Here is a 19,184-nt window from a genome sequence, read left to right as displayed (position 1 = left end):
TATGAATTCATGAGCTTAATTAATGTTGGCATATATCTAGCATTAACTGATTTAAGTGTTTTTGAGGAGTAGCACAATGAAAAAACTTATTTTACCACTATTAGCATTAGGCCTTTCTGCAACTGCAAACGCAGGTATCATCACTGTTTATGACAATGAAGCTGACTTTTTAGCAGCAACATCTATCTCAAACAGCTACAACTTTGATGGTGACGCAACAAGCAACTTTACTGATATGGATTTTGGTGACTTTTCAATCACAGCGGATGGCTTTGATATTGAAACGTCAATTAGCAACTCGTCATCTTATTTCAATTCAAATCATTTAGACTTCTACACTGAATGTTGTAACGTTCCAGATACGATGAAAATCAACTTTGATTTTGGTATTTCAGCATTTGGTTTTGACTTCTCAAATGAAGATCCAACAAGTGATTTTACTGTGATCACAATTGATGGTAACTCATACAATGTTGGCACTTCTGGTAGCGCAGGCTTCTTTGGTTTTACTGCAACTGGGCCAATTAGTTCAGTAACGTTTAATGATGATGCTGGCAATGGCGGTGCTAATACTTCAACTAAGTATGACAACTTTATTTTTACTCGCGCAGATTCAGTGAGTGTTCCAGAGCCTACGTCAATTGCAATATTAGGTTTAGGTGTACTTGGCTTAGCGTTAAGACGCAGAAAAGCTTAATTAAAACTAGTTGCATATAATTGGTAAAAAGGCGCTGTTAAAAGCGCCTTTTTGTTATTGCATTTGTTTTAGCACTTGTTGAAATAGCCAAGATTTACTGTCAGCCAAATCTAAAATAACGTCAAAATGATTTCGGCTAGCGATTTGTTTAAATTCACAGTTTTTCTGCTGCGTACATACCATTTGATAGAACTCTAAAGATTGTCGTTTGAACTCTTGAGTTTCATTTTCACCCAAAGCAATGATGGTTTTACATTGCGTAAACTTTGTCAAAAACTCCTTTGTTAACAGCGGGCTAAAAACAGATACGTCTTGCTGAGAAAGCTGCAATGGTTCATTGATGTATGTTTGCTGAATTGGAGTTAAGTCATAAATACCGCTGACGGCACAAATGCCTTTGATAAATTGCGACTCAATACCAAAGTGTTGATGCCAGTCGGTGAGCGCCATTAAAGTCACAAGATGTGCACCTGCAGAACTTCCCGCTAGGTAAATTTCATCTGCTTGATAACCAAACTCGTGTGCATGATGAAATAACCAAGCAAGCGCTCGACGATTTTCTGCAACAATTTCGCTAAGCGTTGCCTTAGGAGCGAGGGTGTAGTTAATTACGGCGAAATGTATGCCATGTTGCTGAAAGTTACCTGCTGCAAAACATGACTCTTCTTTACTTAGTTCTTGCCAATAACCGCCGTGAATATACACCATTAATTTGTGTTGAGATTGGACGTTCGCATTTGGAATAAACAAATCTAATGTTTGTTCAGGGCTTGCACCATACGATAGATTTTCACGCAAACTATTAGTTAATTTAGCCTGTTGTTTTTGTTTTTTGCTTTGTTCAATGTATTGTTCAATGTAAACATTGATATCCTCCACGCAGCTACTAGGTGAATATTCTTTTTCAAGCGTTGCTAAATCAAAATTTCGGTACATAACGGTTAATTAACTGTTTTTCTTTACTATAGAAAATAGTGAAGAAAATAAGTAACGGAAAAATTTTTTTAAATACATTCAAATGTTGAATGTATTTGATCTGTAAGGTTAGCGATGGTGAAACTTTTAACTAATCTGAAAACTTTAACTAACTATCGCTTAACAATTGCCCTGCATAGCCAGTTTTTAGTAAACTGCGCCAAATTTTTATCAAGGTAAAGGTCCATGAAAGAAGGATTCAAAGTACCACATACGCTCATACTGCTGTTAGGTATGATGTTAGTCGCCTACATTGCTACTTGGTTAGTACCACAAGGTTTTTTCGAAACCACTACACTCGATAACGGTAGACAAGCTGTTGTTCCAGGTACATATGCTCTTGCTGAAGAACAAACCAGATTATCTCCAATGGATTTTCTTGTCGCAATTCCTCGTGCTTTTGCTGCCGCTCAAGATGTTATCTTTTTTGTTTTTATTGTTGGTGGTGTTTTAGCGATTGCTCGAGCCACAGGCACGATTGACGCTTTAATTGGCAATTTATTAGAACGTTTTGGCCATAAACCTAACCTATTAATATTTATGGTGGTTTTTTGTTTTGCTATGGCATCTGGCGCAATAGGTACAGCAGGTGAATATATTCCTTTTGTACTCATTCTCGTTGGCCTTTGTAAGGCGATGAGATTAGATGCGATGACTGCCGTTGGTATGGTTGTAGCCGGTTACGGTATTGGTTATGGTGTGTCGGCGTTTAACCCTTTTACTGTTATGGTGGCACAGAAGGTAGCTGAAATTCCTGTTTATTCAGGTATTGAACTTAGGTTAGCTATATTTGTACCTTTCGTTTTAATCGGATTTCATCATGTGTGGAGTTACGCTAAAAAAGTACATGCAGATCCTGAGCAATCAATGACTAAAGGTTTGCCTTGTCCTTTAGCTGGTGCTGAGCAGGCAGATTATCCAAAACTTAATGCTCGTCATAAGATGATCTTATTTGGATTGGTTGCTGCGATTGCCACTGCGGTATGGGGTATTTCACAAAATGGCTGGTATTTGTATGAGCTGGGAGCTGTTTTCATCTCATGGGGTATTTTCACAACTATCGTTGGCCAAATTGGTGCAGACCGTGCCGCAAATGAATTTATAGAGGGCGTTAAAGACCTTGCCAGTACTTGTGTATTAATTGGTATTGCACGTGGTATTGCCCTGATTATGGAAGATGGCCAAATCTTACATACGCTTGTTTATGGTATGTCTACACCATTGTCATATTTAGGTGCGGAAATGGCTGCGGTGGGTATGTTCTTGATGCAAACCTTACTGAACTTGTTCATCCCTTCTGGTAGTGGTCAAGCCTACGTTACTATGCCATTAATGGCGCCTGTGGGAGATATTATCGGGGTATATCGTCAAGTGGCGGTATTAGCCTACCAATTTGGTGATGGCTTCTCGAATATGATCATACCAACCAATGCTGTATTAATGGGTATTATTGGTATGGCTGGTGTGCCTTATCATTTATGGTTTAGATTCTGTTTACCGTTAATTGCAAAGCTTATGTTAGCAGCATCGATCGTGCTGGTACTCGCGGTAACCTTCGGTTACGGTGAAGATGTTCAGCCAAAAGCTGCAAATCATAGCGCAACAACCGTATCGTCGATAAACCCTTAAGATTATCGTTTCAGCAACTAGTTTAAGTGCTAGTTGCTGAAGCTCACCTTTTAATACTTTCCTTTTGTCTCAATATTTTGATTTATTGTCGAAATCGTTAAGATTTTTGTTTGTCTCCTGTGGTATAACAAATCATTAACATGGCAGTGCTATGTTGGTTGGAATATAACAATAACGACAAAGGTCAAATTCCCATGAAGTTAAAGAAAACTCGCTTAAATCAAGCGATGACAGCGGCGCTAGCTGCATCGCTGGTATTGCTTAGTGCATGCGAAAAAAGTGTAGATAATAGCACCACAAAAACGGTAAAAGAAGCGCCACAAGCATCGTCAATGATTCGCCAGCAAAGTGAATCACTGCATGAAGATTATGCAAAATTGAGAGCGGAGCAGGTCAGTAATGTTAATTATGACTTAGCTTTTAACTTAGATAATAAATCAGAGTCATTTTCTGGTGTGACTCAAATTCATTTTGACTTAAGCAAAGATAATCAAAATGATCTGACCATTGATTTTGATGAAGGCACAATTATTAGTGTGCAGGTTAATGGACAAAACGTAGAATTTGATTACCAAAAATGGTTTATTACTATCCCTAAAAACCAATTAGCTCAAGGTCGACAAACAGTCACCATCGCTTATGAGCGCCCGTATTCAACAGATGGTTCTGGTTTTCACCGTTTTGTCGATCCAGAAAATGGCGAAGTATACTTATACACAGATTTCCAGCCATATGATGCCAATAGATTATTCCCGCATTTCGATCAGCCTGACTTAAAAGCAACGTATGCTTCAACGGTAACAGCCCCTAAACATTGGCAAATTATTTCTTCAACGCTTGAAAGCAAAAAAGAACAAAAAGGTGACTTTTTAGTTTGGCACTTCCCTGAATCTGCTAAATTTTCGTCGTATATTTTTGCGCTTCACGCTGGCCCATATGCTGTGTGGGAAGACAAGTTTGAAGATATTCCGCTACGACTATTTGTCCGTCAAAGCCTTGCGCAATATGTCAACACAGAAGAGTGGTTTGTACCAACAAAACAAAGTTTTAAGTTCTTTAATGAATACTTTGATGTTCGCTATCCGTTTGGTAAGTATGACCAAGTTGTTGCGCCAGATTTCAACGCGGGGGCGATGGAAAATGTTGCGGCTGTAACTTTCAATGAAAACTATATTTCACGCGGTGAAAAATCGACGTTATCTAAGATGAGCCTTGCCAATGTAATTGCGCATGAAATGGCACATATGTGGTTTGGTAACTTAGTTACTATGCGTTGGTGGAATGGCTTGTGGCTAAATGAAAGCTTTGCAACTTACATGGCCAATTTGGAAGTTGCTGAAGCCAGTGATTTTGAAAATACTTGGGATGTTTTTTATTCAGGGACAAAGCAATGGGCGTATCGTAGTGATGACTCGGTAAATACCCATGCGATTGAACTTCCTGTTGAAACGACCGGTGATGCGTTAACAAACTTTGATGGGATTACCTATGGTAAAGGCGCCTCAGTACTAAAACAATTACCGTATTATTTAGGAGAGGAAAACTTCAGAGTTGGTGTTAGCAATTATTTGAAGAAGTTTTCATATAAAAATACTGAGTTAAATGACTTTATCGGTGAGCTTGGTAAAGCAGCGGGTAAAGATATGAGCCAATGGACACAAGATTGGTTGTATCATGCTGGTTTAAATACCATTAAAGTCAGCTACCAATGTGAAGCGGGTAAAATCAGCGAAATGAAAATTTTGCAGAGTGCTCCAGCTGATTACCCAACTTTACGTGAACAGCGTGTCCAAGTAGGTTTATATAACTTTAATGACGAGGCAATGACCTTATCTTCTGCAATTCCTGTTATGTATAACGGTGAGTCTACACAAGTAACTGATGCTGTTGGCCAACAATGTCCAGATCTTGTGTATCCAAATGAGGGAGATTGGGGCTTTGTTAAAGTTGACCTAGATGAAAAATCTTTGCAGTCAGTAGAGAAACACATTAATGCAGTTGAAAGTGTCACTATGCGATTAATGCTGTGGCAAAGCCTAGCAGATAGTGTGCGTGATGCTAATTTAGCCGCGGACAAATTTGTGCATTTTGCTATTGCTAACCTTGAGGGCGAGCAAGACTATAACGTGATCCGTAAGATTTCATCTAGCTTGTCTTCAGCTATGGGGTATTTATCAACGGCGACGCGTTTAGGTAAAAAAGACTATTCTGCGCTATATCAAGACGTTGAAAATCTTTATTTACGACTACTAGAAAACGCGCCAGCGGGTTCAGATTTACAAAAAATGTGGTACGGTCGTTATGCATCATTCAGCAAGTCAGATGTCCACTTAAAAAATCTTTTAGCTATTTTACAAGGTGAAAAAAGCTTTGAAGGTTTAACTATTGATCAAGACAAGCGTTGGGGTATTGTCGGCCAATTAAATCGTTATCAATACGGTAATTACGCGGCATTACTGACGGCAGAAAAAGCAAAAGATAACTCTGATACTGGTGTTAAAAATGCCATTTATGCTGAAGTTGTAAGACCGGAAGCTGAAGTTAAAGCCAAGTGGTTTGACGTGGTTATCAATAACCCAGATAAGCTTAAGCTTTCTACATTGCGTTATATCATGTGGGGTCTGTTCCCGGCAGAGCAATCGGCTTTAGAAGCGCCTTATAAAGATCGTATTTTGGCTCAAATTCCAAAATTAAATGCAGGTGACGATCTGAGCTTACTTGATTCATTTACGGGTAGCATGCTGCCATCACAGTGTACTGCAGAAAGTGAAGCTGAATTAGCTAAACTAGTGGAAGAATATAAAGATATGAAGCCACAAGTACTTAAAACCGTAAAAGCAAGACACCAAGGTGTTCAACGCTGCGTAAAAGCGCTAAAACTACTGTAGTTGTAGTAGTTGTAACTAACGCTTAATTAAACTCGGCTATTCTTATACATCATATGTATAGTTAGCCGAGTTTCTATTTATTGAAGTTTATTTGCTAAATTGTTGAACACTTCATATAAAACGTTATCACCTATCTCAAGCTCATTTAATTCCCTACTCGCTTGGTTATTTTCAACATTAATCAAGTGATAAACTCGCTTTATGAATATCTCCGCTAATACTATGCAAATCGCTTATCACAACCATTTTATGGTTAGCATCATAGGTATAGTAGCCGTTTAGTGACTTGTTCATTTTATCGTTGTTGTCGTCTAAAGAACGCTGGTTAAAAATGGTTTGTCCCGATTCGTGGGTAACAAAATTTAACTTATTACCTATTAACTTAGGGTGAAGCAGCTTATTGGGTAAATTTATTGCTACTTTCTGTAAATGTTCTGGCTCTAGGGAAGCGCCAGACGTAATCAGTTGAGTTTGTGTGAAATAAGCATTGCCAGTTTCAGCATCAATAACAAGCAGCTGCCGGTTATCTTGGTCGTCAGTAATATAGTGACGCCATGTTGAGGGCAGTACGGTAGTTTGGGCATCCAATACACTATGTAAAACGTTACGCTTCTCTTTATTTAAAGTTGAAATGACATAATGACTTTCATTGAGCCACTCTAAATTGATGACGATGTCGTTGCTCTTATGTACTAGTTCGGCGTTGTTAAGGGAAAATGGTATTGAAGCACTTGCTTGTGTTGATAAATTTATGCGCCAAACATTGTTATGATCGGCGAACAACAGAGACTTATCGTCAGGAGATATTTGTAAATGACGAATGACTAAATAATTACTGAAATTAGACAATATCTTGCTATCACCCGTGTCTAAATCTGCTAGGTAGATCTGGCATTGTCCAGTACGCTTTGAAACGTACAAGTACTTATTTTGCTGATGTAAAAGTGTTGGCACAATGTCATAAACAGACGAGTTATTAAGTTTTAATTTTTGGTTGTTGTCGAGCAAAACGTTGTCAAAATTTCTATTTCGAGTTGCAAAATATAAGGTGTTGTCTGGGCCCAACTTGATATCTCTTGTCAAATAATCTGAGGCACTTACCACAGTAGATATTTGTTTTGAGCCAAATGGTTGGTGTTTAATATGATTGGAAGGTAGCGGCGCAAAAAAGTAAACCCCTGTTGCATCATGATCAAAACTGGCCTTGGCCATATAATAATCGAAACTCATTTGTAGAGTTAAGGTGTTGGTATCTAACGCTAATGTATATAAATCTGAATGTCGATTATTGTTTGACTGCATCATTAGCAGTGATTTGCCATCACTAGCCAGATCAAGCGACACAATACCATTACCCGCTGGAACTGGCTGCTTTAATACACTGGTGCTGTTTGTGGTCAAATCTAAATAATATAGTTGCCCAGCTTGATTGAAAATTGACCTTGCGCTGTAAATTATAAATTTTCGGTTAGGATCGACCACAGCGTCAATGATCTCTTGTTCGTTACAACTGACAAGTGCGGTTTCTGTACTATGCAGTTGTTGTTTGTCAGTTTTACCTTGGTAAATACCGCAGCTTTCACCGCCAAATTGTCGGTAATAAATATGAAATGTTTCAGGGGCGTCTTTATCTTCAATGAGTTGAAGCAACTGCCCTATAGTTTTGGTCGTTTTTACTTTGTTAAGTTGATTGGTTATCAAATCTTTGTGCCAAAGCTCGTTGCTGCTATCAACCGCTTGTTGGTGCAGAAAAAACATGGTGGTGTTGTCCAAAGAGATGACGGGGGACCATTCAATACCGTTGAGTCGTGTAACTTCCGTGGTTTGTCGAAGTTCTGCAACTTGAGTTTTGTGACCGATAACAAGGTTAGTTGTAAGCCATACACTAAATATTCCGAGGAATACTAAACCCACGTATTTGTAAGAAAAGCTTGCGGCTTTGTCGTTATTACGTGATTTGTTATTAACCTCACTAACGTCGCAAATAAAGCGATATCCGAGCTTAGGAACAGTTTGAATGTATTTAGATTGCTTAGGGTCATCATTAAGTAGTTTACGTAGGTTAGCTATTTGTTTGTTGATTGCATTGTCAGTGACATAACGTCCTGACCAAAGGGATTCAACAATAAATTCTCGCGAAACCAGTTGATGAGTGTGGGTGATTAACAACATCAGTAAATCAAACAGTTTTGGTTCGATAGGCAGCTCGATCCCTTTTTCAAAAAGTCTTTTTTGTGATGTATCAAGCTGAAATGGACCAAAACGTAACATACGATTGTTTTTCTTTTTTATTATTAATGTTTGAGATTTTGACAGAAAACCTTCGTAGTTTAAAACCTAATCACTTAATTACAGGCAAAAAAAGGGGGTATTTAGTGGAGAATTCACCTTTTTTTCATGTTTTTTCCCCAGTATTTCACGACTTACTAAGGTGTTTAGTGCACTTTAGATTCTATGGAAAATCAAAACTACTTTGGCGGAAAAATAATAATGAAAAAGCATTTAACAGTAATTGGGACATTAACTTGGTTCGTATTGGGATTATCTATGATGATGAACTCACTAGTAACAGCACAGGAGAGTACTAAGTACTTTTCTTCTTTACGATACAATCATGTATCTTTACATGGCGAGATAAAAGGTATTCACCCGATTGACAAGCAACAAGCTGCAAAACAACCCCATTATGTTTTTACTTACGGTGAAAACGGTAGGCTTGTTGAAATAGAAAACAACTTTTATAACAACCAACGGCTTCATCCGCTGACAAATTTTGGCGTTAAATATGTCAAATTTAGCGACGAAAATGGACGTCAAATTCGAGAGTTCTATGATGTCAATCGTGAACCGATGATCAATATACGCGGTGTACAGAAAGAGGTATACCACCGCGACGAAAGTGGTTTTGTCTACCAGTTAAATTTTTATGATAAGGAAAATCAACCAGTAGAATCTCGTTGGAATATCAATGAATATCGCTGGCATATAAAAGGTGATTGGGTGATAGAGCAACGCTTTAATTTAAAGGGCGAGAAACAACCGCTATCTCCTTATTTTCCTTTTAATGATACTGCCATTGAATACAACGCTAATAATGAACCGTATCGTCACTATAATCTTAACAGTGAATTTGAGGTTGTAGAAAATGAACATGGTATTGCATTTTATCAAGACACCTATGACGGTATAGGACAACATGTAAAGTATGCATATTATGACAGCGAGGAAAAGTTAACGCTTAATCAATGGCAATTTGCCTATGGAGTAAAACAATACGATGAGCAAGGTTATTATAAAGGTAGAGATATCTTTGATGCTCAAGCTAAAAAGCTTCCTTCTATGGCGCCTAACATGATCAAGGCAACTGCCGAAGATGACAATGAAATTACCAGAGTGTCCAAAGGGTATATCCAAGCGTTGCGAGATAGGAACCCTGCATTGATGATAGAAGTTTTACATCCCAATTTAGCCAAACACACGATACCACCTTTTCCTGGCCCTAATGGCGAACATGAGGTTCGGGCAACGACTTATGAGCAGATGTTAGAATTCGCTAAAAGTTGGAACCTAAATGGCGTTCGCTTTCCGCCGACCATGAATATTGATGTAACAGTGTTAGATAAACACCGTAACATGGCTACCGTTAAAATGGTTTCTGACAACTGGGTTGAATATTTGCACTTAGTTAAACTTAACGGTCAATGGAAAATTAAAAACTTGTTGTGGGATTATCACTAACGGCGTGTTTTTATGATCCAAATAAAATGCCATGAGTTGTTCGACGTCGTTTAATCTATTTGGCATGATAGCGCTTAATTGATGCTCAAGTAATGCCGCCGGAGACAACGATATTTTCGGCGGCTGTGCTTTTAAAAAGCAGCTATCAGTTAGCGATAAATTGTCTATTGATGTATTTAAGGCAATATCGGTAGCAGACAATTTTGTTGTTGATAATATGAGCTTGTTCTGCCCAAACATCAACTGAGATAGCGCAATGACTAACAGTACACATAATACATTTACAATCGACATTTGTTCCTCCTTGTAACATGTCGTAAAGAATGAATAGTAAACTTAGCAAAAGCTATTTTTTGAAACCATGCTGAGTTTCTATTTTTACGTGGTATTTTCTCTAAGATTATGAATATAAGGGATTAATCTATTATTGTTTTTAAGCTTTTAAAATGTTGTATGGCGTTCACAATATTTTTCAAAGTACAAAGTTCAGTGCAACACTTTAACTGTTGAATAACTGTAAAAAGGAGTCGCTCTTGCAAGGAGAATAATCAAAAGTAAATTTGGGCTTTGTTAAAAAATAAAATTGGTAGCTTTTGTCGTCACTTTTAAACGTTAGTCGATAAATACAAAGAAATTGTGACACTTCTATTAGGGCATTCTCCAACAAAGATACTTTGCCAAAATTAAGGTGAATTATGTATTTTTTATGTGCCAATCTAGTGCAAATTAATCTCGTTGGTTTATATAACACAAGTAGCACATCGAGCATGGTAATAGATAGCCAAGCACCTAAACCCAAGAAATAGAATGGGTTGTTTGGCGACAACAAAGTAACGAGACAAAGTAAGAGCACGCTGTTTACTAAATGATTAATTCTAAAGGTGACACTAATATTCATGACTGTTCCTTAAAGTGCTCAATCGTCACAACTTTATGGCATAACGTGACAAACCCGATGAAAATTAATCCGTAAACGATATAAAAAGGGAGAGTGTGCAAGGCCTTAAGGCCGGGATAAAGCAAAAATAACAGGCAATAAAGCAACACTTCACCGATGTTAAAAGTGAACCTCGACTGAGTTATATGAGAGTGAAAAAATAACGTAAAAACTAATAAAGATAGAGTGACCACAAAGACTGGAAATACACTATTGGCAGAGATTAATAAGCAGCAAGACAAGACTGCGCTTTGACAACACAATATAAGCCGGTAGGGTGAATATTTTGCACAAGAATTTGTTAACCTTTGCTTTGATGATGCAAACTCCATATGTTTTCTTTCCTTTATCTAATCTATTAAATTGATTGAATAAAGCTAGCAGCGCAACTGTAAGACACAAGTAAGGCTAAACTGTTAATCGCTATTTTTAGTGTTAAGGGGTTGATTTTATTTTTAAACTTTATCGGTTGTATTAATGTTGCGATTTTATTGTCGATTTTTTCACTACGTTATTTACAGCAGCGTTTTTAATTTTTCTAATTTTAGTGTTTTATAACTCTGGTGGATTGGTAGCAAATCTAGTGTGCTGACCGATTTCCATTGCGCTAGCAACATATCAGTAGCTTTAAAAACTAGCAGATACAAAAAAGCCTTGGCATTCTTAACAGAAAAACCAAGGCTTTTTAAGCGTGTTTAGAAAACTAAATTACTTAGCGTCTTTACGTGCTTTTACGTCGCTATAACTTCTTCAGCAACGTTTTGTGGTGCTGCTTGGGTTATAGGTGCTGGCTGAATTCCATTGCGCTAGCAACATATCAGTAGCTTTAAAAACTAGTAGATACAAAAAAGCCTTGGCTTTCTTAACAGAAAAACCAAGGCTTTTTAAGCGTGTTTAGAAAACTAATTTACTTAGCGTCTTTACGTGCTTTTACGTCGCTATAACTTCTTCAGCAACGTTTTGTGGTGCTGCTTGGGTTATAGGTGCTGGCTGAATTCCATTGCGCTAGCAACATATCAGTATTTTTAAAAACTAGTAGATACAAAAAAGCCTTGGCTTTCTTAACAGAAAAACCAAGGCTTTTTAAGCGTGTTTAGAAAACTAATTTACTTAGCGTCTTTACGTGCTTTAACTTCTGCAATAACTTCTTCAGCAACGTTTTGTGGTGCTGCTTGGGTTATATGTGCTGGCTGAATTCCATTGCGCTAGCAACATATCAGTAGCTTTAAAAACTAGCAGATACAAAAAAGCCTTGGCATTCTTAACAGAAAAACCAAGGCTTTTTAAGCGTGTTTAGAAAACTAAATTACTTAGCGTCTTTACGTGCTTTAACTTCTGCAATAACTTCTTCAGCAACGTTTTGTGGTGCTGCAGAGTAGTGGCTGAATTCCATAGAGAATTGACCACGACCAGAAGTGATTGTACGTAAGTGACCAATGTAACCAAACATTTCTGATAATGGTACGTCGGCTTTAATACGTACGCCAGTTGTACCAGCTTCTTGGTCTTTGATCATACCACGACGACGGTTAAGGTCACCGATTACGTCACCAACGTGATCTTCTGGAGTGAATACGTCAACTTTCATGATTGGCTCAAGAAGTTGTGCACCAGCTTTTGGCATTGATTGACGGAATGCACCTTTAGCAGCAATTTCGAAAGCAATAGCTGACGAGTCAACTGCGTGGTAGCCACCGTCGAATAATTCAACTTCAACGTCTAATACCGGGAAGCCAGCAATTGGACCTTCTTGCATCATGCTAGCAAAACCTTTTTCGATAGCAGGGAAGAATTCCTTAGGTACGTTACCACCAACAACAGTTGATTTGAACTTGAAGCCAGTGTTAACTTCACCTGGACGGATACGGTAATCAATCTTACCAAATTGACCAGAACCACCAGATTGTTTCTTATGCGTGTATGAATCTTCAACTTCTTTAGTGATTGTTTCACGGTATGCCACTTGTGGCTTACCAACTTCAAGTTCAACACCGTAAGTACGCTTCAGGATATCTACTTTGATGTCTAAGTGAAGTTCACCCATACCTCTAAGGATAGTTTCACCTGATTCTTCATCAGTCTCAACTTGGAACGTTGGATCTTCTGCAACCATTTTACCGATAGCAATACCCATTTTCTCTGTTGAACCTTTATCTTTTGGTGCAACAGCAATTGAGATTACTGGCTCAGGGAATACCATCGCTTCAAGTGTACATTCGTTCTTAACATCACATAATGTGTGACCAGTTTGAACGTTTTTCATACCAACGATAGCTAAGATGTCACCCGCTTGCGCTTCGGTTAATTCAGTACGTTCATCGGCTTGCATCTCAACCATACGGCCGATACGTTCAGTTTTACCTGTGAATGAGTTAAGTACTGTGTCACCTTTCTTAAGACGACCAGAGTAGATACGGATAAAGGTAAGCGCACCGAAACGGTCATCCATAATTTTGAATGCTAATGCACGGAATGGCTCATCAGCGTCAACAATAGCGAATTTACCTGTTGGGTTACCTTCTTCATCTGTTAATGGCTGAGGTGGTACTTCAGTCGGAGACGGTAAGTAATCAACAACAGCATCTAGAAGTAACTGCATACCTTTGTTTTTGAATGCAGAACCACAGAATGTTGGGAAGAATAATAACTCGTTAGTACCTTTACGGATACACGCTTTAATTTGCTCGATTGTAGGGTCTAATTCGCCTTCTAAATATTCCATTAGCATATCTTCGTCTGCTTCTAACGCAGTTTCGATTAATTGCTCACGGTACTCAGCAGCTTGATCTGCTAAATCAGCAGGAATATCTTGTACTTCGTAGTTTTCTGGAAGGCCTGAGTCATCCCAGATGTATGCTTTTTGATCTAGTACGTCGATAACACCTACGAAATCATCTTCTTCACCAATTGGTAAAGTCATAACAAGTGGGTTTGCACCTAGTACTTTTTTAACTTGATCTTTAACACGGAAGAAGTTTGCACCTAAACGGTCTAACTTGTTAACGAAAATCAAACGAGCTACTTTTGATTCGTTAGCGTAACGCCAGTTAGTTTCTGACTGAGGCTCAACACCACCAGAACCACAGAATACACCAATACCACCATCAAGAACTTTTAATGAACGGTATACTTCAACTGTGAAGTCAACGTGTCCCGGAGTGTCAATTACGTTAAAACGGTGTTTTTTCCACTCACAAGTAACAGCAGCTGACTGGATTGTAATACCGCGCTCAGCTTCTTGTTCCATGAAGTCAGTAGTAGACTCACCATCGTGAACCTCACCCAACTTATGGATTTTACCTGTAAGTTTCAAAATTCGTTCAGTTGTTGTTGTTTTACCAGCATCAACGTGAGCGAAAATACCAATATTTCTGTATTTGCTTAAATCTGACATTGCTTTGCTCTAAAGGGTTAGTGAATAAAAACCGCGCGAGTATACCAGATGTTAGAACAAACAAAAATAACTATTGTTAATTTAATTGGCCCTTCAATTTTGGTAAAGAACATGATTAGCTGACCTGGGAGTACAGTGTGTTTTTAAAATAAATATTAATTGTTGCGACGAAATCTAAGTGCCAATTGTTTACTTGATTAACAACAAAGTGATTTGAACTAAAAAAATAACAGCAAAATAAGGAAAGGAATTTTTGGACAGCTGGGAAGATAAGTTGATCGATAATATGAGAAGTGGTGATAAGTATGCTTTTGAGCAATGTTATCGGCAGCTATCTCCTCAAATTTACACAGCGATTTATAAAATTTGTCAAAATTCAGATACTGCTAGAGAGCTACTACACGATACTTTTATAGATGTATATGAAAGCATACATAGCTATAAAAAGCAGGGTAGTTTCCAGGGGTGGGTGAAAAGAATTGCCTTTAACAACACGTTTAATTTTCTTAAACGAAATAAAAAATTTGTTTTTATTGAGGATGCTAACGTTGAAGAGCAATACATTGATTTTAATCATGGCGACGCAGTTCATGATTGCAGGTTGTTAGACAGTGTCTTGGATAAGTGTACTGAGGTCGAAAGGTTAATATTGTGGCTATTTATTGTCGAGCAATATAGTCATGAGGAAATTGCTGTGTTGGCGTCTAAATCTCCAAGTTTTTCTAAATCAATAGTGTCGAGAACCCTCAAGCGAATTCGATTATTTTCGGAAGTAAAAAAACATGCCTATTAATAGACGAAAAAATGAAAATCACAAAAAAGATGTAGCGATAGAGGAAATTCCAACTGCGCTGGAACAACAAAAGTTAGAGATTCTTTCACAATCGATACAACATGTGGAATTAATGTCTCCTCCTGTTGAGGTGTGGCGACAACTCGAAACTTCAATAGCTAATCGTCAAAATCGCCGTTCACCTTTGTTCCTTTGGTTTGGTGGGATGGCTGCAAGTTTGTTTCTGTGCTTCTTAACTTTTATCACTTACCAGAACGTCAGTATCCAGCGTGAGCTGGAAGACTTGCGGTTATCAAATCAGTTACTTGAATATGAACTCAATAACATACAACAAGACAGAGAAGTAACGTCAGAAATGTTGAGGCAAATTCTATTTACTGAGCAGCAGATGCAATATGCCAGCGACAAAAAAGAGTTATTGAAGTTATTAAAACACAGGCAAGTGGCAATGAAAGCAATCCTTGAAATTGAGCAAATGGAGAAAGAAAATGAAGTTATCTTTTTATAGAGAGCTATTGGGGTTAATTGGGTTTTCTTTATTAACGGTTAGTCATGTATATGCAGAACAATTTGAAAAGTGTGCATTACTGAGCGTCGATAAATCAAAGGACTACCAAGTTAGATTAGAAAAAATAAATGGTGATCTACTTTTTTCGGGGGCGAAAAGTCTTGCTCGTTGGCGCGAAACTTCAACATTTAAGCTCCCCCCTGGCAGCTACGAAATTTTAGGCTCTATCTATTCAGAAAATAATAAAAGTAAGAGTGACCTTGTATATTTTTCTTTGGATTTAAAAAATCTGCAACGTGTTGAGTTAAAGGTTAAAGAACATGAAGGCAAACCTGTCGATATTCTTATTGAAGAGCAACCAATTTCAAGCTGTAGAGATGTTTCTGGGTTAGACGTAGCTGAATACTTAACAACAGACCCTAGCATAACTTCAATCAGTATTTCAGAAAAAGAACAAGCGGACATTCAACATGTTTTTGCACAAATCGCCCATGAAAGTGGACATCCAAATCCTGAAATTCGAGGAGTGATGCCAGCGGGGTTAAGGACAGATATCGGGATTAGGTTTGATAAAACATTAAGTAAGGAAACCAAAAGTCTTGCCGTATTAAGTGTAACACCTAATTCTGATGCTCATAAAATGGGAGTATTATCTGGAGACCGCATTGTGGCAATTAACAATCAACAGTTAATTGGCACTTTTGACGAACAAATAGAATTATTTAATGTAAACATCTCGAGTGAAAAAGCTAAATATGCCACTCTAAAGTTAATTCGACATGGGCAGCCGCTTACAATAGAAACTGCAATTGAACCAATATTTGTACCAAGATTTAGCTTTGTGATTAACCCTAGGGTGAATAGTCAAAACATATATAAATATACACATATATCTAGTTCTGCACTTTATCAACTAGATCGTAAGGTGATGTCCATTTTGAGCAATTATAAAACTCAAAGACAAGAATTCGGCAATTTGTTGATACATATCCCTACGAAATCTGACGATAACATAGGTATTGGAGGGGTAAGAGAGTCCAATGGTATCCGAGTGACTTTTGTTGGGGTTGGAAGTATTGGCGAACAATTAGGGCTTAGGCCAAATGATTTATTGGTGTCAATAAATGGAACACCCTTAAATAGCGCTGACACAGATCTTCATTTTGAACAGGGTAAACAAAACCTAGAGGCAAGTATTTATCGCCAAGGCAAGGTGATGAGGTTAGCTAATATTGTTACTATTAAACAGCTACCTGAAGTAAAGCTTGTTATAAACAATCAGCAGCAAGAAATCTATTTGGCACAACAAAAAGCAGAGCAAAAAACATTACAAAGAATTAACTACGGGCAAACGGTTATTGATATCCCTTACCGTAAAATGCAAAGACGATATACAAAAAACGATTATAGCTTCATCAAACAAGAGAAAGACCTAGAACGAGATATCAATAGGAAAGTAAACTAAGGAAAGTCATTAAGAAAAAGCATCGTAAATAAACTGGACCAATACAAAAAAGGGTAACGTAAATTAATCGTTGCTCTTTTTTTGTGCTTATGTATAATACGCCAACCTTTTTGTAGCTAGCCTACTTAAAAGGGCGTTTTAACATGGTTTAAAGCGCAGTATTACAGCGGCCCCGATTGGGGGTCGAATGATTAATCGGTACTCCCCCCTTTCCCAAAAAGAAAGGAGATGGGCTGTACTTTGTTCGTTCTTTTATTAGGGGATTTGATAAATGTCAAATCAAAGAATTCGCATTCGTTTGAAAGCGTTTGATCATCGTTTGATTGATCAATCTACAGCAGAAATCGTTGACACTGCAAAGCGTACTGGTGCTCAGGTTCGTGGTCCAATTCCACTTCCTACACGTAAAGAGCGTTTCACAGTTTTGATTTCTCCACACGTTAACAAAGATGCGCGTGACCAGTACGAAATTCGTACACACAAGCGTTTAATTGATATCGTAGAACCTACTGATAAGACTGTTGATGCACTTATGCGTCTTGACTTAGCAGCTGGTGTTGACGTTCAAATTAGCTTGGGTTAATAGGGGGTTTTAGACATGACTATCGGTCTAGTCGGACGTAAAGTTGGTATGACTCGTATCTTCTCTGAAGACGGCGTTTCTACTCCAGTTACAGTCCTAGAAGTTGAAGCCAACCGCGTTGCTCAGGTTAAAACTGTAGACAACGACGGCTATTCAGCGATTCAAGTTACTACTGGTACTAAAAAAGCTAACCGTTTAAACAAGCCGGCAGCTGGCCACTTTGCTAAAGCAGGTGTTGAAGCAGGTCGCGGTTTGTGGGAATTCCGCCTTAACGACGGTGAAGGTGCTGAATTAGCTACAGGTAGTGAAATTACTGTTGAAATTTTCAACGAAACTAAATTAGTTGACGTGACAGGCACATCAAAGGGTAAAGGTTTCCAAGGCGGTATCAAGCGCTGGAATTTCCGTACTCAAGATATGACTCATGGTAACTCATTGTCTCACCGTTCAAACGGTTCAATCGGTCAATGTCAAACACCAGGTCGCGTTTTCAAAGGCAAAAAAATGTCTGGTCACATGGGTGCTGCGAAAGTTACTACGCAAAACCTTGAGTTAGTTCGTGTTGATGCTGAGCGTAACTTGCTTCTTATTAAAGGTGCAGTTCCTGGTCACGTTAACGCTGACGTAATCATCAAGCCAGCTGTAAAAGCCTAACGTCTGAGGAGAATTTTGATGGAATTAGCATTAAAAGACGCGTCAGGCGCTCTTGAAGTTTCAGAAGCAACTTTTGGACGTGAGTTCAACGAAGCTTTAGTACACCAAGTAGTTGTTGCTTATGCAGCAGGTGCTCGTCAAGGTACTGTTAAGCAAAAGACTCGCTCTGAAGTTAGCGGTGGTGGCAAGAAGCCATGGCGTCAAAAAGGTACTGGCCGTGCACGTGCTGGTACAACTCGTGGTCCAATTTGGAGAACTGGTGGTGTAACTTTCGCTGCTCGTCCTCAAGATCACAGCCAAAAAGTTAACCGTAAAATGTATCGTGGTGCGATCAAAAGCATCCTTTCTGAATTAATTCGTCAAGACCGCCTAGTGGTTGTTAACGAATTTGCGGTAGAAACGCCAAAAACTAAAGAATTAGTTGCTAAGCTTAAAGGTTTAGAACTTAAAGATGTACTTATCGTTACACCTGAAGTTGATGAGAACTTATTCTTGTCTTCTCGCAACTTATACAAAGTTGACGTGCGTGACGTACAAGGTATCGACCCAGTTTCTTTAGTTGGTTTCGAAAAAGTATTAATGACTGCTGACGCGGTTAAGCAAATTGAGGAGATGTTCGCATGATAAACGAAGAACGTTTGTTAAAGGTGCTTTTAGCACCAAACATTTCTGAAAAAGCAACGTTGACTGCTGAAGCGAACAACACGATCGTTTTCAAAGTAGCAACAAACGCTAAGAAAGCTGAAATCAAAGCGGCAGTTGAAAAACTTTTCGACGTAAAAGTTGACGGTGTTCGTACTCTTAACGTTAAAGGTAAGCAAAAGCGCACTGGTATGCGTATGGGTCGTCGTAGCGACTGGAAAAAAGCTTACGTTACTCTAGCGGAAGGTAGCGACATCGACTTCGTTGGCGCAGAAGCATAG

General features: G+C 38.4%; 15 protein-coding genes. 11 read left to right on the top strand and 4 right to left on the bottom strand.

Features of this window, described 5'->3' with window-relative positions; genetic code table 11:
* Nucleotides 1–76: 76 nt before the first annotated feature.
* The gene (locus IE199_RS07130) at nt 77–697 is read left to right on the top strand and encodes a PEP-CTERM sorting domain-containing protein (protein WP_189768658.1); all 621 of its coding nucleotides are present in this window, start codon (nt 77–79) and stop codon (nt 695–697) included.
* A 54-nt stretch (nt 698–751) separates the two neighbouring features.
* Here the strand turns inward: IE199_RS07130 and IE199_RS07125 are convergent, their stop codons facing one another.
* Entirely contained in the window at nt 752–1,633 is an 882-nt protein-coding gene (locus IE199_RS07125; RefSeq protein ID WP_189768656.1) for an alpha/beta hydrolase, read from the bottom strand.
* 225 nt (nt 1,634–1,858) lie between these two features.
* Here IE199_RS07125 and IE199_RS07120 point away from each other — a divergent pair, with 225 nt between their 5' ends.
* On the top strand, nt 1,859–3,301 hold the full coding sequence (locus IE199_RS07120) for a YfcC family protein (RefSeq protein WP_189768654.1): 1,443 nt from the start codon (nt 1,859–1,861) through the stop codon (nt 3,299–3,301).
* 194 nt (nt 3,302–3,495) lie between these two features.
* Nucleotides 3,496–6,189: an aminopeptidase N gene (gene pepN / locus IE199_RS07115; RefSeq protein WP_189768652.1), complete on the top strand. Its 2,694-nt coding sequence runs from the start codon at nt 3,496–3,498 to the stop codon at nt 6,187–6,189.
* 177 nt (nt 6,190–6,366) lie between these two features.
* Here pepN and IE199_RS07110 read toward each other — a convergent pair whose 3' ends face one another.
* On the bottom strand, nt 6,367–8,460 hold the full coding sequence (locus tag IE199_RS07110; RefSeq protein WP_189768651.1) for a winged helix-turn-helix domain-containing protein: 2,094 nt from the start codon (nt 8,458–8,460) through the stop codon (nt 6,367–6,369).
* A gap of 219 nt (nt 8,461–8,679) precedes the next feature.
* Here IE199_RS07110 and IE199_RS07105 point away from each other — a divergent pair, with 219 nt between their 5' ends.
* Nucleotides 8,680–9,927 carry a nuclear transport factor 2 family protein gene (locus IE199_RS07105; protein WP_189768648.1) on the top strand — a complete coding sequence of 416 codons (1,248 nt, stop codon included), beginning with the start codon at nt 8,680–8,682 and terminating at the stop codon, nt 9,925–9,927.
* On the opposite strand, the gene IE199_RS07100 is transcribed toward IE199_RS07105, so the two are convergent.
* Both IE199_RS07100 and fusA read right to left on the bottom strand, forming a co-directional pair.
* Nucleotides 9,871–10,221, bottom strand: coding sequence for a hypothetical protein (locus tag IE199_RS07100; protein ID WP_189768646.1), 351 nt, complete (start codon nt 10,219–10,221; stop codon nt 9,871–9,873). The genes IE199_RS07105 and IE199_RS07100 overlap by 57 nt on opposite strands.
* A 1,949-nt stretch (nt 10,222–12,170) precedes the next feature.
* A complete protein-coding gene (gene fusA, locus IE199_RS07095; RefSeq protein ID WP_189768644.1) occupies nt 12,171–14,258 on the bottom strand; it encodes an elongation factor G in 2,088 nt (695 codons plus the stop codon).
* A gap of 253 nt (nt 14,259–14,511) precedes the next feature.
* Here fusA and IE199_RS07090 point away from each other — a divergent pair, with 253 nt between their 5' ends.
* From IE199_RS07090 to rplW, 7 genes are all read left to right on the top strand, one after another.
* Complete coding sequence (locus tag IE199_RS07090; protein ID WP_189768642.1) at nt 14,512–15,051, top strand: RNA polymerase sigma factor; 540 nt, start codon at nt 14,512–14,514, stop codon at nt 15,049–15,051.
* Nucleotides 15,041–15,559: a hypothetical protein gene (locus IE199_RS07085; RefSeq protein ID WP_189768640.1), complete on the top strand. Its 519-nt coding sequence runs from the start codon at nt 15,041–15,043 to the stop codon at nt 15,557–15,559. Before IE199_RS07090 ends, IE199_RS07085 begins: the two co-directional genes overlap by 11 nt.
* Nucleotides 15,540–17,024 carry a PDZ domain-containing protein gene (locus IE199_RS07080; RefSeq protein ID WP_189768638.1) on the top strand — a complete coding sequence of 495 codons (1,485 nt, stop codon included), beginning with the start codon at nt 15,540–15,542 and terminating at the stop codon, nt 17,022–17,024. The genes IE199_RS07085 and IE199_RS07080 overlap by 20 nt, the downstream gene beginning before the upstream one ends.
* A gap of 271 nt (nt 17,025–17,295) precedes the next feature.
* A complete protein-coding gene (gene rpsJ, locus IE199_RS07075) occupies nt 17,296–17,607 on the top strand; it encodes a 30S ribosomal protein S10 (protein ID WP_093332363.1) in 312 nt (103 codons plus the stop codon).
* Nucleotides 17,608–17,622: 15 nt separating this feature from the next.
* Nucleotides 17,623–18,261, top strand: a complete 639-nt coding sequence (gene rplC, locus IE199_RS07070) for a 50S ribosomal protein L3 (protein ID WP_189768636.1) — start codon at nt 17,623–17,625, stop codon at nt 18,259–18,261.
* Between the two features lie 18 nt (nt 18,262–18,279).
* Nucleotides 18,280–18,885, top strand: coding sequence for a 50S ribosomal protein L4 (gene rplD, locus IE199_RS07065; RefSeq protein WP_189768634.1), 606 nt, complete (start codon nt 18,280–18,282; stop codon nt 18,883–18,885).
* The gene (gene rplW, locus IE199_RS07060; protein ID WP_189768632.1) at nt 18,882–19,184 is read left to right on the top strand and encodes a 50S ribosomal protein L23; all 303 of its coding nucleotides are present in this window, start codon (nt 18,882–18,884) and stop codon (nt 19,182–19,184) included. The genes rplD and rplW overlap by 4 nt, the downstream gene beginning before the upstream one ends.

It is taken from the genome of Thalassotalea marina, assembly GCF_014656435.1.
Taxonomy (GTDB): domain Bacteria; phylum Pseudomonadota; class Gammaproteobacteria; order Enterobacterales; family Alteromonadaceae; genus Thalassotalea_C; species Thalassotalea_C marina.
This window is presented reverse-complemented; position numbering and strand designations above follow the sequence as displayed.